Annotated in this window: 12 protein-coding genes; 7 read left to right on the forward strand and 5 right to left on the reverse strand. The window is 64.9% G+C overall.

What is annotated here, in order from left to right; all coding sequences use genetic code 11:
• Positions 1–488: 488 nt before the first annotated feature.
• The 7 genes from ACZ9GM_RS02025 to ACZ9GM_RS02055 all read left to right on the forward strand — a co-directional run bounded on the left by ACZ9GM_RS02025 (position 489) and on the right by ACZ9GM_RS02055 (position 7,164).
• Positions 489–1,442: a DUF559 domain-containing protein gene (locus ACZ9GM_RS02025; protein ID WP_476037162.1), complete on the forward strand. Its 954-nt coding sequence runs from the start codon at positions 489–491 to the stop codon at positions 1,440–1,442.
• 239 nt (positions 1,443–1,681) lie between these two features.
• Positions 1,682–1,939, forward strand: coding sequence for a hypothetical protein (locus ACZ9GM_RS02030; protein WP_476037163.1), 258 nt, complete (start codon positions 1,682–1,684; stop codon positions 1,937–1,939).
• Positions 1,940–1,953: 14 nt separating this feature from the next.
• Positions 1,954–2,913 (forward strand): mevalonate kinase, encoded by a 960-nt coding sequence (mvk, locus tag ACZ9GM_RS02035; protein ID WP_291475675.1) that lies wholly within the window; start codon positions 1,954–1,956, stop codon positions 2,911–2,913.
• Complete coding sequence (gene mvaD / locus ACZ9GM_RS02040; protein WP_291475673.1) at positions 2,910–3,935, forward strand: diphosphomevalonate decarboxylase; 1,026 nt, start codon at positions 2,910–2,912, stop codon at positions 3,933–3,935. Before mvk ends, mvaD begins: the two co-directional genes overlap by 4 nt.
• Positions 3,935–5,044: a phosphomevalonate kinase gene (locus ACZ9GM_RS02045; protein WP_476037164.1), complete on the forward strand. Its 1,110-nt coding sequence runs from the start codon at positions 3,935–3,937 to the stop codon at positions 5,042–5,044. The genes mvaD and ACZ9GM_RS02045 overlap by 1 nt, the downstream gene beginning before the upstream one ends.
• 1 nt (position 5,045) lies before the next feature.
• Positions 5,046–6,194: a type 2 isopentenyl-diphosphate Delta-isomerase gene (gene fni, locus ACZ9GM_RS02050; RefSeq protein ID WP_476037165.1), complete on the forward strand. Its 1,149-nt coding sequence runs from the start codon at positions 5,046–5,048 to the stop codon at positions 6,192–6,194.
• 361 nt (positions 6,195–6,555) lie between these two features.
• Positions 6,556–7,164 carry a metallophosphoesterase gene (locus ACZ9GM_RS02055; RefSeq protein WP_476037166.1) on the forward strand — a complete coding sequence of 203 codons (609 nt, stop codon included), beginning with the start codon at positions 6,556–6,558 and terminating at the stop codon, positions 7,162–7,164.
• Positions 7,165–7,168: 4 nt separating this feature from the next.
• On the opposite strand, the gene ACZ9GM_RS02060 is transcribed toward ACZ9GM_RS02055, so the two are convergent.
• From ACZ9GM_RS02060 to ACZ9GM_RS02080, 5 genes are all read right to left on the reverse strand, one after another.
• Entirely contained in the window at positions 7,169–8,305 is a 1,137-nt protein-coding gene (locus ACZ9GM_RS02060) for a Swt1 family HEPN domain-containing protein (RefSeq protein WP_476037167.1), read from the reverse strand.
• Between the two features lie 53 nt (positions 8,306–8,358).
• Positions 8,359–9,231, reverse strand: a complete 873-nt coding sequence (locus tag ACZ9GM_RS02065) for an FRG domain-containing protein (RefSeq protein WP_476037168.1) — start codon at positions 9,229–9,231, stop codon at positions 8,359–8,361.
• A gap of 75 nt (positions 9,232–9,306) precedes the next feature.
• Complete coding sequence (locus tag ACZ9GM_RS02070) at positions 9,307–11,001, reverse strand: type IIL restriction-modification enzyme MmeI (RefSeq protein WP_476037169.1); 1,695 nt, start codon at positions 10,999–11,001, stop codon at positions 9,307–9,309.
• Positions 10,964–12,244, reverse strand: a complete 1,281-nt coding sequence (locus ACZ9GM_RS02075; protein ID WP_476037170.1) for a DNA methyltransferase — start codon at positions 12,242–12,244, stop codon at positions 10,964–10,966. Before ACZ9GM_RS02075 ends, ACZ9GM_RS02070 begins: the two co-directional genes overlap by 38 nt.
• Positions 12,244–15,612: a helicase-related protein gene (locus ACZ9GM_RS02080; protein ID WP_476037171.1), complete on the reverse strand. Its 3,369-nt coding sequence runs from the start codon at positions 15,610–15,612 to the stop codon at positions 12,244–12,246. Before ACZ9GM_RS02080 ends, ACZ9GM_RS02075 begins: the two co-directional genes overlap by 1 nt.
• Positions 15,613–15,668: the final 56 nt, after the last annotated feature.

The following is a 15,668-nucleotide window of genomic DNA, read 5'->3' on the forward strand; positions in this document are numbered from 1 at the left end:
GGTCGTTTTCGCTGGGGCTGAGCGACCTGTCGGCACTACTTCCGGACAAGGGGGCCCGGGTTGAAGGGCAGCCCGGGTTGAAGGGCAGCCCGGGGAGAGAACAGCCCGGGAAGACAGCAGCCCGGGAAGACAGCAGCCCGGGTTGAAGGGCAGCCCGGGAAGACAGCAGCCCGGGAAGACAGCAGCCCGGGGAGAGAACAGCCCGGGAAGACAGCAGCCCGGGACGGGGGCTTGTAGGGCGCGCCGTGCTCCGCTTCACTGGACGGCGGGGCGGGTGAGATGTCTTTCGCCGACAACTGAACAGATCCGGGAGGGGATCACACAACATGGGGGAGAAACACCCGACCACAGGGGAGAGTCTGCGACAGTGGTGGCGGCGCGCCGCAGACGAGAAACGACTGCCTCCGGGCAATGGACCGGAACACACCCGGCGGATACTGCCGAGCAGACTCCCGTTCCGGCGTAAGGAAGCGATGGACTCCGGGACAGTGACCCGTCACAAGCTTGACCGGTTGTATGTCGAGGTCGCCCGCGGCGTCCTCTTCCTGGAGCTCGGGCCGGAGACACCGCGGCAGGTGACCGGTGATCATCCCGGAGAGTTTCTGGTGGACATCATCACCCGTGCCAGGGCGCAGTGGCTGCGGCACCGCGACCTCGTCACCGGATCGTGGGCCGCCGCCGCATTCCACGGACTCCTCTACTGGGCGGACTCCGCACCGGTGCTGTTGCTCACCGACAAGTCACATCGTCATACCGGAGGCGGCGACGGTACCGGGAAGGCACGGCTGCGTCCGGTGATACGGCGGTGGCCGGCCTGCCTGACCCGCGAGACCGTCTGTCCTGATCCGAAATTGCCGGAGCTGCGGTGCGTCACCGCTCCAGTGGCTGCAGCCCAGTGCCTGAAGTCGGTGTTCATGCGGTCGCACCACTGGGTTGTCCCGGAGGTCCCCGGGCTGACCGATGTACAGGTGCGTGCGGTGCAGCTCATCGACGCGTTCCTCCAGTGCACCACGGTCACCGTCGACGAGATCATGCATGCGTGCCGAGGACTGGTCTCTGCACGCAAGCTCAGGGAGGTGCTCCCGCTGGTCGATCCGGGTGCGCAGTCACCCCGCGAGACCCTGCTCCGACTGGTTGTCCGGGACATACTGCCCGACGGTCACCGCTGGACCTCGCAGGTGCGGCTGGACCTGCCCACGGAGACCTGGACCGTGCTGGACCTGGCGTGTGCCTCGCTGAAGGTGGCGCTGTACTACGACGGTTCCACACACCAGGACGCCGGTCAGAACCAGAAAGACATCGATCAGCTCCAGGAACTCAAGGATCTGGGCTGGGAGGTTGTCCGGGTGGACGCGGCACTGTTCGCCGACCGCAGACGACTGCTCCGACTGGTGTCAGGTGCGATTTCCAGGGCAGCCGCAGTTGCTGCGGCGGCTGCTTAGATTCTCTGTCCGGAAGTAGTGCTGAGGAGTCGGTGGCGGCATCCTCGTGTCCGGAAGTAGTGCTGAGGAGTCGGTGGCGGCATCCTCGTGTCCGGAAGTAGTGCTGAGGAGTCGGTTCTGCCGGGGCGGAGTGACCTGTCGGCACTACTTCCGGACATGTGGGGTGGCGGAGCACCCGGATCATCACATGAAGCCGTCACACGCCCGGATCGTGGGTTTCATCGTGCACTGCAGCAGACATGAGGCAGTATGGGAGGACATCGGGACTGTTCTCCGGGTTCACCCTCACGTTCACGGACCCCGGTGCCGGCGACGTCCGCACAGTCGCCTTCACGGTCGTCTGCGTGCTCGACGGCACCGTCGCCAGTACCGTCGACAGTGTCGGCATTTTGCCGGTGGGCGTCGTCTGCGGCACTCTGAACAAGTTGGGCGTGGGCTACGGCGTGCAGATCGCGACGCTGTACTCTTCCCCCAGGATCGTCCTGAACCTGCTGTAGCGAGAAAGGCTTCCGTGGCACCTCACGTCGGACACGGCCAGACCGTGGCCAAGATCATCCTCTTCGGGGACCATTCCGTGGTCTACGGGCACCCCGCCATCGCGATGCCGCTGCGCACGCTGCGCATGATCGCGCGCGTCGAGCCCACGGACGGTCCAGGCACCCTCTCCGGCCTGGGCTGGACCGGTCCTCTCAGCGATGCTCCGGCCAGGTTCTCCAGTATCGTCAAGGCCGCAGAGGTCGCCGCAGCCTTCGCCGGTCACCCCGGTGCCGGCCTGAGCATCACCACGGAAGCGGAGTTCCCCCCGGAGCGTGGCCTCGGTTCGTCCGCTGCAGCCGCCGGTGCGGTCATCCGTGCAGTCCTCGACGCCTTCGACGCGCCGGCCACCCCGCGCGAGCTCTTCGATCTCACCCAGGAAGCCGAGACAGTCGCCCACGGGCGTCCTTCCGGTCTGGACGCTGTCGCCACCTCGGCGCAGACCCCGGTCCATTTCCAGGCGGGCCAGGCCACGGACCTGGAGTTCAGCCCGGACGCGTGGATCGTCATCGCCGATTCCGGTGTCGAGGGCTCCACGCGGGAGACCGTGGGACATGTCCGTGCACGCTTCGAGGCGGAGCCGGACGTGATCACGGCGCTGCTCAACCGGCTCGGCGAGATCACCGACGAGGTTGTCGTCGATCTGCGCACCGGTGACGTCCAGGGCATGGGTGCCCGGATGACGGAGGCGCACGGCATCCTGGGCGAGCTCGGAGTGAGCAACACCCAGCTGGATGCGCTGGTCGCCGCGTCCCTCGGGGCCGGTGCCCTGGGTGCGAAGCTCACCGGCGGCGGACGCGGTGGTTGCGTCATCGCCCTGGCCGCCACGGAAGAGGACGCCGAGCGCGTCGAGAAGGCACTGGTGGACGCCGGTGCCCGGGGAACCTGGGTCCATGCCCCTGCCACCGGACAGATGGCCGGGGAGGTCCTGCAGTGACAGATGCCACCAGCCCGGCGACTGCGACAGCACACGCGAATATCGCGTTGATCAAGTACTGGGGCAAAGCCGACGACGCACTCATCATCCCGGTGACCTCGTCGCTGTCGCTGACCCTCGACGCGCTGTACACGACGACGACCGTCCGCTTCGGCATCGAGGGGGACGCAGATACCGCGACTCTCGACGGCGAGGTCGTCACCGGTAGGGCCTACGACAGGATCGTGGACCTGCTCGACCTGGTGCGTGAGCGCGCCGGGATCACCGACCGGGCCGAGGTCATCTCGGTGAACACCGTGCCGACCGCCGCCGGGCTGGCCAGTTCCGCCTCCGGGTTCGCCGCCCTGGCCGGGGCGGCCGCCTCCGCCGCGGGCCTGGACCTGTCGGACCGTGAACTGTCGCGTCTGGCGCGGCGGGGTTCCGGGTCGGCGTCGCGCTCGATTTTCGGTGGGCTGGCCGTGTGGCACGCCGGCACCGACGACGAGTCCTCCTACGCCGAACCGGTCGCGGATCCGACCGGTCTGTCCGGGGATCTGGCCATGGTCGTGCTGGTCCTCGATGCGGGGGAGAAGTCAGTCTCCTCCCGTGAGGGGATGCGTCGGACGGTGCAGACCTCGCCGGACTACCGGTCGTGGGTCGAGGAGCATGCCGGGCATCTGGCGTCCGCCATGGAGGCGGTGCGGCAAGGCGACCTGGAGCGTCTCGGTGCCGTCGCCGAGGAAAACGCCGCCGGAATGCACGGCACCATGGCGTCGGCCGTGCCGCCGGTGGAGTACGTCACCGACCAGTCCCGTGCCGCGCTGGGTGCGGTGAAGGCGCTGCGTGAGGAGGGACTTCCGGCATGGGCGACGATGGACGCCGGCCCGAACGTCAAAGTGCTGACCCGTGCCTCCGAGGCGGAGCGGGTGGACGCGCGGCTGCGCGAGATGCTCGCCGAGGTCGCTCCGCAGCTGGGCACCGTCGTGGCCTACTCGGGCCCCGGCCTGGAGATCACCCGACCCGACTCCCAGGAGGCCAACTGATGAGCGGACTGTTCACCCGTGCTGTCACCGAGGTGCGGGCACCCGGCAAGCTCTATATCGCCGGTGAGTACGCCGTGGTCGAACCCGGCTACCCGGCGGTGCTCATCGCCGTGGACCGCTACATCACCGTGCGGGTCAGCCCGGCGTCCGCGGACACCGGCCACATCACCACCGACCAGAACGCGGGCAGTCACCTGGAGTGGTACCGGCAGGGCAGTGACATGCTCATCGAGCCGGACCAGGACCAGTTCAGCTTCGTGCTGGCCGCGGTAAGGATCGTGGAGGAGGCGGCGGTCGCCCTCGGCGTCCCGCTGCAGGTCTTTGACCTGGACATCACCAGTGAGCTTGACGATGACTCGGGCCGTAAGTTCGGCCTGGGGTCCTCCGCCGCGGTGACCGTGGCGACGGTGCGGGCGTTGTGCGCGCACTACCGGCTGAAGCTCACGCTGATGGAGCAGTTGAAGCTGGCCCTGCTGGCGAGCATCGAGGTGCAGCGGTCGGGGTCCGGCGGCGATGTCGCGGCCTCGATGTTCGGCGGCTGGATCGCCTACACCTCTTTCGACCGGGAGTGGGCCCGGGAGCAGCGGGCCGGGCGTCCGCTTCTTGAGCTCGTGAGGTCGGAGTGGCCGGGACTGTCGGTGCGTCCGCTGACGCCGCCGGAGTCGCTGCGGCTGCTGGTGGGTTGGACCGGCTCACCGGCGTCCACCTCCCGTCTGGTCGGGGATGTGCAGTCCAACAAGCGGGGGGATGCCGCGTGGTCCTATGCCGGCTTCCTGGCGGACTCGCGCGACTGTGTGGAGTTCTTCGTCAAGGCACTGGACGCCGCGGACACACAGGGGGTGTTCGCCGGGATCCGGCGCAACCGTGCCCTGCTGCGCGAGCTCGGCGAGCACACCGGCACGACCATCGAGACGCCGACGCTGCGTCGACTCATCGAGTCTGCCGAGGGCCACGGTGGGGCGGCGAAGACCTCGGGCGCCGGTGGTGGGGACTGCGGCATCGTGCTCATCGGGGAGGACGCCGACATCGACGGCCTGCTGGCAGTGTGGGAGCGGGCGGACATCCGCCTGCTGAACCTGCACCAGCATCGACCGGACCGGGGGAACTGACATGGCGATCTCACGGGACACTCTCGGGGGAGGACGCAAGGACGAGCATGTCCGGCTGGCTGAAGAGCTGCGGGAACTCCGCGATGCCGGTGTGGTGCGTGGTGTTTCTCCGCACGGCGTGTGGGATGACGTGCGCTTCATGCACCACTCCTTCCCGGGCGGGTCATTCGACGGGGTCGCGTTGGAGACCTCGGTGTGCGGGCGTGACTGGGCGGTGCCCTTCTACATCAATGCGATGACCGGTGGGTCGGAGAAGACCGCGCTGATCAATGCTGACCTGGCCCGGGCCGCTGCGGCGACCGGGGTGGCGATGGCGACCGGGTCTGCGTCCCCGGCGCTGAAGGACCCGTCGCTGGCGCATTCCTTCGCCGTGGTGCGGGAGAATGCTCCTGACGCGTTCCTGTTCGCCAATGTCAGCCCGGAGATGACGGTGGAGCAGGCGCGGGACGCCGTCGGCTTCCTCGACGCGGATGCCCTGCAGGTGCACGTGAATCCGGCGCAGGAACTGGTCATGCCCGAGGGTGACCGGGACTTCAGCGGCTGGCTCGACCGGCTGTCGGACATCGTCGACGGGGTCGATGTGCCGGTGGTGGTCAAGGAGGTCGGCTTCGGGCTGTCGGCCCGGTCTGTCGCCGAGGTCGTGAAGCGCGGTGTGCGCACGATCGATGTCAGTGGTCGCGGAGGGACGAACTTCATTGACATCGAGAACCGGCGTCGGGAGAAGCAGGAGTACGCCTACCTCTCCGGGTGGGGTCAGACCGCGGCGGAGTGTCTGTTGGATCTGCAGGCGTCTCCGGTGACTGTGCCGGGTGGAGCGTCGCGTGATGGGGCGGCGACCGGGGAACCGGTGCAGGTGATCGCGTCCGGCGGAGTCTCGACGCCGCTGGACGTGGTGCGTGCCCTGTCATTGGGTGCCTCAGCGGTGGGTGTCTCCGGACACTTCCTGCATGTGCTGATGACCGACGGGTTGGATGCGCTGATCGACGAGATCACCGAGTGGATCGCCCAGGTCCGCACCCTGATGACGCTGCTGGGTGCTGACTCTGTGGCGGAGCTGCGGCAGGTTGATGTGCTGGTGACCGGCACGACCGCCGAGTTCGCCCGGCTGCGTGGGGTGGATCTTGAGGGGCTCGCGCGACGAGGAATGTGACGCTTGAGCGTGCCGGGGGAGCGGGCGGGCCAGTGCGACGCTGCCCTGCGCCCCCGTTATAGGGTGGTTTTTCCTGTCGTGGGTTCTGGAAACCGCACCTCGGGTGGGTTTTCCGTGGTATTGCCCCCGAATTTCACCCTCACCCCGGGGTGTTCCTGTCGTATATGGTGGTGATCACCCCCGAGGGAGAACTCCGGAGGTGGGAAGATACCGTGCCGCGGTCAGCGGCACGGAAAGTGGGTTGAAGGGATCGAGAACTCGGTCTCTGCGCATTGAGCCGCTCATGTTTCGTGCCGGTGGCCGCGGCACTGTCATGTCCGGATGGGATGGGTCCGCGCCAGGGCCCGCTACGCTGAGGCAGATGACCACGAACTTCTGGACTGTGTCCGACCTGCACCTCGGTCACCGGCTGGTTGCTGACCTGCGCGGGTTTGCCGACACCGGGCAGCACGACCGGGTGGTGCTCGACCATCTGCGTGAGGTTCCGGAGGACAGCGTCCTGCTGTGTCTGGGGGACATCTCCGTGCGCAAGGACGCCTACGCGCTCGCCCGTCTCGCTGAGTTGAAGGCGGAGAAGAATCTCACGATGTGGCTGATCCCCGGCAACCATGATCGGGTCCACCCGATGTTCGGGTGGGATTCCGTGGCGGAGTGGACGCCGTGCTACCGGGAGATCTTCGACGTGATCGCCCTGGACCTGCAGGTCCGGATCGGACGCTGGCAGGTACTGATGACGCATATTCCCCGGGCGACGGGGAAGGACGCGGTCCCTGACCCACATCAGACACCGCTGTTGGCCCGGTGGGCGGGACGTGAGGGGTTCGACTGCACGGTCCACGGGCACACGCACTCGTCGGTGCCGGTGCGGCGCAAGCATGTCAACCTCAGTCTGGAGGCGACGGGGCTGGCCCCGGTTTCGCCGGAACGGTTGGAGGAGTTGGTGGGGCAGGCGGTGCGCTACAGGGGATAGGGGGTTACAGCAGTGCCTTGGCGCGTGAGAGGTGCTCTGTGACCTTCGCGCCGGCGCGGCTGATGCCGAAGACATTGAGGACGCCACGTCGGATCTCGGCGTCCGGAACATCAGCGCCGGCCGGCTGTCGGGCGGCGATGATGCGCCAGGCGTTGGCGATCTCCACCGGGCTGATGTCCGTGAAGTCGCGGCCGGCGGTGTGGTTGGCGCCGGTGGGCCGGAACTCCCGCCAGGTGGCGGGGTCGATATCGGTGGGCCAGACGAAATCGTCGGCGTCGATGATGAGGTCGAGCTGACGTAGCTGCCGGGCGACCTGCTGCTTCTTCTTCGCACCGCAGCGTGACATGCCGAAGGAGCGGACGGTCAGCGTGACGAGCCGGTCCAGACTGACCGGCCCCTCGAACTCGGCGATCTCGGCGGCGACACCGCGGACCTGCATCTTGGCGTCCTTCTTCGGTAGCGCGTCGATGGTCTCGGGACCGCCTGTGATGACGATCTCCCAGGGTTCGTACTCGTAGCGTCCGGTATCACCGACGGTGGGGGAGGATGTCACAGGGCGGGGTGATGGTGCCGTGGTGGTTGCCACTACGGGAGCCTGAATCGAGGACGAGGATGAGGACGAGGAAGAGGACGCGATCGGGGTCGGGCCCGGTGCAGGGACGGGTGCAGTGAGCTCGGTCTTCGTGGCGTATGCGGAGAGGAGTCCGGTGCGTCGGGTCTTCGCCTCGGCGGCTCCGGTCGTGTCTCCCAGCAGTGTGAGCAGTCGGACGGAGTAGTCGGAGGTGCGTACGGCGTCGAGGTCGGAGAGCTCGTCATTGTGGGCCCAGCGGTTGCGCATGATGCGCAGTTCATTGGCGACCGTGCTGACCTGACGCAGGTTGTCGTCGAAAGGGTAGCCGAGGCTGCCGAGGCGTTCGGTGAGCATGCGCAGCTGACACTGCAGGTCGGTACGGGAGTAGCTGTGCCGGCTGCGGCCTTTCGCCCGGTCGAGCTCGGCGAGGACGGTGGTCCAGGGCAGGCCGTTTGTCCCACCGAGGTGTGTCGCGAGTCGGGCGCCGATGAGCGGGTCCAGTCGTTGGGTGAGCGCGGTGAGCAGTTCCGAGACTGCTGCGGTGGGGGAGGAATCTGCGTTCAATTGCACTTGTCGATTCTACATCATCCTGCAGGGGTTCAACATAATAGATGTACGCGCGACTAGGTGCGGTAATATTTCCCGTATTCCACGAAGCCACTATGGTCGGGGAATAGCCTCTTGGCGGTCTTGTTGTATGTTCTCTTCAGATTGTCTCTTAGTGCTGTTTTCGAGCCTGCCGGAACGAGAATGGCAACAAAAGGAATTCTCTTCGGCTTCCCTCGTAGTACCGATTCTTCGATAAGTTTCTTCAGCTCGGCAGGATCTCCGTCATCGTAGTCCAGATCGAGGCTGGGGAAGGGTCCAGACTGACTCTGTGGCAGGCGACCTGAGATGAAGTACCCTTCCTGGGCCTGCAGTCTCTGGTTTGGCATGTTCGAGCTGACGATAAAAGGCTTCTTGAGAGATATTCCAGCCTCGAGCGTTGCACTTTCCGGAAAAGTAGAATTCCTCCTGATGTGTGATTCACCTATTGTTTTGAAAGCGGTCTGCGGTAAACTCCCTTCTTTAGACTCCCTGTACCAGTCAATATTTATAGCAAGAAGTAAACCGCTGGTATCTCTGGTGGTCTGGCAATTCCTGTCCCTGCCGGTACGCGAATCCTTGCTCTTTGCGTTCTCAGTTGCGAACCATAATGCTGTCATTGGATTGCTTGTTACGTCGATAAGTCGCGTCGGGGCCCCGAAGTGCTGGAGATCTGTTAAGAGCTGCAGGTCGTCGACGGGTTGGCCACCGGAAATTCCAAGCCCCCAAGATCGGGCTTCTTCGAGGATAGACTTTTCCTTCTTCCTCATGCTGTTTTCGCTCAAAGATTCATTGACGCCTTCGAGGTGGCGGTGGAGAGTTGACTTTACTGTATGGTTCGCGTTGCTGAACCCTCGCCATGCAAATCTGTGTGAGGTGCTATGTGTGCTCAACTTGGCGATTGTCTTCATGATATCCGTTGGAGACTTGGCGTTGCCGTAGTACCATCCGGAATTCTTCCATTCCTGAGCAATTTGTGGCACAGGTCATCCCCCTTGCCTGGAACACAGTTCCAAGTAGTTGGCGAATAGAATCGCCAGGCGTTCGCGATCGGTCGACAGTGGATGGTCGGCGCCGAAGGCCTTGTCGACAACGAGATCGAGAGCATCGTGAGCCATGATCAGCTCGGAGTCCATCGTGTTCGGGTCGTATGCCTTGGCGAGACTGCGGTCCGGGTGCAGGGCACGGGCTGCGCGGACACCCTGTCCAGCGGCGATAATCGCAGCCCGGGTCTTCCCGTCGAGATCAGGAACGGGGAAGGTGTTCCAGGTGAGAGTGTTGGAGAACCGGAGGTCAGACTTCATCCGTCCACCGACGGCCTTCTGCCAGGTGATGAACATGGAGGAGGAGATGAGGGCGAAGGCGAGCCCACTGGGGTCTTTCACCGAGAAAGCGGAGTCACTGGCGATGGTCTCAGCAGAGAGCTGCTCAGCGGTGAAATAAGGGCGGGTCTCACTCACGACCCTGGGAATGCAGAGATAGTCGGTAGAGGCTGGCCGACGTTCCTGGAACAGCCACGGGGTGGCAGCGGACTCTTGGGTCGCCTTCTTCAGACTCTTGAGGCGGAACTCACGAACCGCGGCAACACGTTCCTTCAGAAGTGGTGACCGGGAGATGTCCTTCGGATCTGCTCCCTCCATCCAGAGGCACCAGCGGTTCAGTCCGCGGACCAGCTCCCGGGATCCGACGAAGGGTCGGAGATACTTCGCGGCGACGGGGTCCGCAGCGACGACGGCGTACTCCGTGGTCTCGACAATGAGGTGACCGTTGTCAGTAGGTTGGCATCCCTTCACCGCAGGTGTCATCACCGGTGACAACGGCTTACTCGCCTTCTTCACCAGTACCCGTGGTCCGTCCACCAGGTACGCATTGATCCCGGTGGTCAGCGGCACCTCGTGCGGCGCACCCTTCTGGAAGGCATAGTCCCAGAGGCGCTGCTCGACTGTGGCAGCCATCGCAGCGTTGAGCTCAGCATCCTGAACCTGGTCAATGGACCTTTGGGTGGGCTTCTTCACCGCCACCGGATTCCGGGTGAAGCCGACGATCACGCAGTGCACCGCCGCCTGGCCGGGAGCATCAGAATCCCAGGCGAACGTACGGTGCGCGAACTTGATGTCCCACCCCTCCCGGTACAACGGGCCGAACAAGGCAGGCACCGGCTGGCCCTGGGTGATGGAGTTCGTCGTCACGAAAGCGAAATCGCCGGTGCGATCAGCCAACAGATCCTTGGTCTTGGCGTGCCATCCGGTGACGTAGTCTAGATAGCCGTCGTAGTCCTTTCCCCACACCTGCTTCATGTCCGCAGTCTGCTCGGAAGTCTTCGTGTACTGCCCGACAAAAGGTGGATTGCCGAAGACGTAGAGCCTCCTAAACGAATCTGGGACGACATTATGCCAGTCAGTGCGTAGTGCATTGGCGCACACGATCTCCGGGGTCTCCTCGATGGGGAGGCGGACAACATTCTCACCCCAGGCCTGGTTGCACAGGTGGTCCACGAGGAGCATCGCAGTGGAAGCGACTTTCGCCGGCCACGGGTTTATCTCGATACCGAAGAACTGGCGCATGGAGAGCTTCGAGCTGCGTAGGACATCATCGCCGAACTCGATGGATGCGCTGGTCAGCTCCGCGTACCGGCGCCGGACATCAGTGATGTCCTTGACCTTCTCTCTGCCTGGAATCATGGAGGGTGATGAGCTCCTTCAGCTCCGAAGTCTCCAGCTCGTCAGCACGGGTGAGGATCTCGAACTCCAGACCGCGCAGATGCTTGTACGCCTGGATGAGGAAGTTGCCGCAGCCACAGGCCGGATCCAGGAACTGCAGCGACGCCAGCTCATCCTGAATCTCCAGCAGTGCCTCGCGGTCGTCGTAGACGTCCTCGAACTTCTGCCGGTACTCGTCGAGGAACAGGGGCTCGATGACCTTCTGGATGTTCTCCTCGGAGGTGTAGTGCTCACCCATCTCCCGCAGCTGCGCCGGATCCACCAGCTGCTGGAACATGGCACCGAAGATGTCCGGATTGACCTTCGCCCAGTCGAAGTCCCCGGCCTCCATGACCTGCTGACGGAAGTCCTCGTTGAGCTGCGGAAGCTCCACCCGTTCCCGGTACATGCCATCGATCCGGCGGAAGTCCTCGAACTCGGTGCCGGCATACCGGCCCTTCCGCTTCTCGCCCGGGGCGACCAGACAACCGTCAAGCTCCGGATCACAGAGCACCCCGAACAGTTCGGTGAGCTTGGCATGGATGTTCCCACCGGTGGTGTGGTGCAGTACCCAGTTCTGGAACGTGTTGGTCGGCCACATCCGGGTGTCGTCGCCGAAGAAGAGGAACAGCAGACGCACCAGCAAGGATGATGCGCTGTCGGTCGAGACATCGGCATCCAGCAGAGTCTGGTTCATCCGCTTCATGTGACCCGACGCCTGCTGTGACCGACGCACGGCCTCGTCATTGAAGGCCTTGGCCATCCGGGCCTGGATCTCGGTGATTCCGATCCGCTCGCCGACCTTCAGCTCGATCATTGCCAGTCGACGAGCCAGATCATCGTGCTGCTCCTCGTTCCCCACCGTGTAGTGGTGGTGCAGCAGCCGCTGGTTCGTTGCCGCTGTTGCGCCACTGCGCGGCCAGCGCCACGACTGGTGTGTGCCGTCAGTGAAGATGATCAGCCGCACTGCAGAGAACTGCCGAACCTTGTCATCGACAGACCGCTGGAGAGTGACCGAGGGGAGCGAGGTGGAACGGACAACCCAGACCGTAAGACCATCCTGGCTGGCAACCGGTTCTGCGGTGACCTCCGGTTCCCTGGTACCGCCGACGGTGATCCGCTGGACGGACACCGGCTTGAGCGACCGCGGCGCCTGGTCCCAGCCGAGCTCCTCGAAGAGTTCGGTGAATTTGCCCTTGTCGACGAAATTCATGAAGTCGGTCATCAGTTCACTCCCATGCTGGCCACGATGTGGATGGATTCGTTGGTGCTGTCGCCGTCGGCGACGAGAAGTCCGAGCTCATGAAGCTCGGCGAGGGTGTTGAGAAGCTCGCCGTCCCGGGCACCGCGGCGACGGGCACTGCGCAACTGCGAGGTCGCCGTGGACTTCAGCGGCTTCTTGTAGAGAGCGTCCAGTGCATCGAGCTGACGCCGGGTGTGGGCACCGTCCAACGTCAGTTGGCCCAGTCGGTTCCACAGGATCTTCCGCTCACCCCGCAGCCGGCCGGAGGCGTTGATCTCAGTACGCAGTGCCCCGGTGACCAGATCCCGGACCAGATCGTCATGGTCGTCACGTCCCGGCAGTGCCGGAGTCTCCGGAGTGCAGTAGAAGCGGTTGAGCGCCTCATGGCCGGTCAGCAGCGTGCGGCTACCGTCGTCCCCGGCGAAGCCGTAGCTCTCGCCACCGGAATCCGTCGCCGTGAAGCAGACGATGCCGTCGTTGTCCTTCTCTTCCCGGAGCGGCCGGGTGGCATCGATGAGATCCGGCAGGTTCTCGATCTTCTCCTGCAGCTGCGGCATGTCCGTGGTGGCCTGGTTCCAGTACTCGAACGCCCGGGACCCGGCGTCCACGTCCTCCCCGGCCTGCTCGTCCGGCAACGTGCCCTGGAACAGATCGGAGATCTTCTGCGTCTCCTCCTCGGTACCGAAGAACTGCTCGTCGGACCCGAACGTGGCGGCATTCTGCGCCAGACGCTCATGGATACGGTTGCGCAGGTTGAGCACGTCCTCAACCTGGCCATGCGCGATCGTGTAGACGAGGACCTCGTCCGCGGTCTGACCGACACGGTCGACACGGCCGGCGCGCTGGATCAGTTTGATGATCGCCCAGGGCATGTCGAAGTTGATGATGACGTGGGCGTCCTGCAGGTTCTGGCCCTCGCTGAGTACGTCGGTGGCGATGAGAACCCGGATCTGGTCCTCCTCCGCCACCGAGGCCGTCTTCTCCCCGGGCTGCAGGTTCGTGTTCGGGGAGAACCGACGGGCCAGGTCCGTCGGATCCTTCGTCTCACCGGTGGCGGCCTCGACCCGGGTGATGCCGAGGTGGCGCAGGGCGTCCCTTAGGTAGTTGGCGGTGTCCTTGTACTCGGTGAAGATGAGGACCTTGTCCCGAGCATGCGTGGTGGTCAGAACTTCGGCGAGCTTGCGGACCTTGGAATCGACCTCGACGCTCCACTGGCCGTACCGGTCGAGCAGCCCGTTGATGGCGTCCGTGTCCTCCTTCAGTGCACGGGCCAGCTTGTCGGTGAACAGGTTCGGCGTCACCCAGGTGACACCACGGGGCCGGAGCTCCTGCAGACGTGCGTAGTCGTCGGCGCTGTCCTCGCCCTGAAGGCTGAGCAGTGCTTCCTCGTCCGTGGCGTCCTCCGACAGGGTCGCCGGATCCAGGGTTCCCGCCGGCAGCGGCAGGCCCTGCTCCAGCGCATAGAGGAAGAGGTTGTTACGCCGACGGTGCCGCCGCAGGGACAGCTGGAACGAGTACCCGCAGGAGGACAGTCGCTTGTAGAAGTTGGTGCGGACGAAGCCGGCGACCTGGCCGCGGGAGTTCTCGAAGTTCTCGATGATCGTCGTTGTCTCCGCGTCTGCGAGCCGTTTGGCGTCCGGGTGGAAGTAGTCGGCCAGCCCGTAGCGGGGGAGCCGGAGATGGTCGAGGACGTCGAAAGTGCCGTCATCCGTCATCAGTGCAGCCGGATCACCGACGTCGAAGGTGTGCTCGACCGGGATCGCCCGGCGCGTCGGGAATGTGAAGCGCTTGCCCGGATTGCCCTGGGCATCGGAGTACTGCAGGTACCTGTTGCCGTTCTCGTCGGTCTGCGCGTAGTTGTTCACCACGAAACTGCGGGTCCGGCGGACCAGGTGCTCGCCCATGAGCCGCTTCCAGTCCTCGGCCTCCTCGGACTTCCGGAACGCGGCAAGCGTGGTGGGGGAGACCTCCAACCGATCCGCGAGCTTCGGGTCGCGCTGCAGGGCGAAGGTCGGGGCCAGCCCGAGCTCCTCGTCATCGTCGAGGTAGAGGCCCAGCTGGTTGGCGACGTCCGTGTACCGGATGTTGTACGGCGTGGCGGTGAGCAGCAGGACCTTGGTCTCGTTCTCGTGCAGGTAGGACTGGACCGCCTGGTAGGTCTGGGTGCCGTCGTTGCGCAGCGTGTGCGACTCGTCGATGATCGCGAAGCGGTAGCGGGGCAGCTCCGGCAGCTCCCGGTGCGCCATGGAGTAGGGAACGACGTGACCGGGCAGGTCATACTCCTTGAGATGCTGCTTCCACATCGTCTCCAGGTTCTTGGGACAGATGATCAGCGGCGCACCGTAGTCCTCGTGGAGGACCTGGGCGACGGCGATCGCGGTCAGCGTCTTTCCGAGACCGACAACGTCACCGAGCATGGTGCCCCGGCGGTTCTGCAGGCGGGCGGCGAGCGTCTTCACCGCCGTCTTCTGGTATGGGAGCAGGAGATTCTCCATGGCCGGGTCGAGCCGGTACTGGACCAGGCCGGCGCGGACATCACGGGACATGACGTAACAGACCTTGAGGAAGACCTCGTACGGGCTACGGGGAACCGGTGCCGCCCAGGACTCCTCGATGATCCGCAGAACCGCGTCATCGACCGGCAGGGACCACCGGTCCTCCCAGAGATCCTGGAACCAGCCGCTGACCTTGGTGGCGGCGTCCCGCTCCGTGATGTCGGTGTTGAGCTCGAGGTTCGTGTTCAGTCCGGCACGGGTGAAGTTGGAGGAACCGACCACAGCCGCAGTGGGCGTCACCGGATCATTCCGGTGGAAGACGTAGGTCTTCCCGTGCAGCGGCTGCCGGGTGTAGATCCGGATCTGAACTTGCCCGGCGGCCACCAGGTCGTGGAGGGACCGGAGCGTGGCACGGTCCTCCGGGGTGGGGAACCCGCGGGTGAGCTGCTGGCGCAGGTGCTCCACCAGCTTCGTCTGGGCATTCTCGGCCTGCTGGCGGCGTCCCGCATTGTCGGTCTCACCGTCGACCTGGCGCTGGAGGTCGTCCATCAGGGCATGGTGCTGACCGGGCATGACCATGCCGATGAGCAGCCGGACGACGGGAGACTCGCCATCCCGGAGTCGCGGGAAAGGTGATGCGCACTCGGCATCGTTACCTGTCTCATCGCTGACCTGATTTGCCGGAGTGACACTGCGGGAGAGCGCCTTCTCCGTGATCAGATCGTCGAGGTCGTTCCACCCCCGTAGATCGAAGTAGCCGGTGGCGACATCGAGGGTCTCCGTGGTGGGGAACCAGTCGGCGAGGCCGGTGGCGAGCCTCGTCTGGTCGGAGAGGTTGTCGAAGATGCGGGGCACGAGGTCGGGGTCCTCCAGGTGAGAGCGAGATGAACGAAGAGGTCAAGAACGAACAG

The organism is Corynebacterium sp. UD i78, from assembly GCF_056280545.1.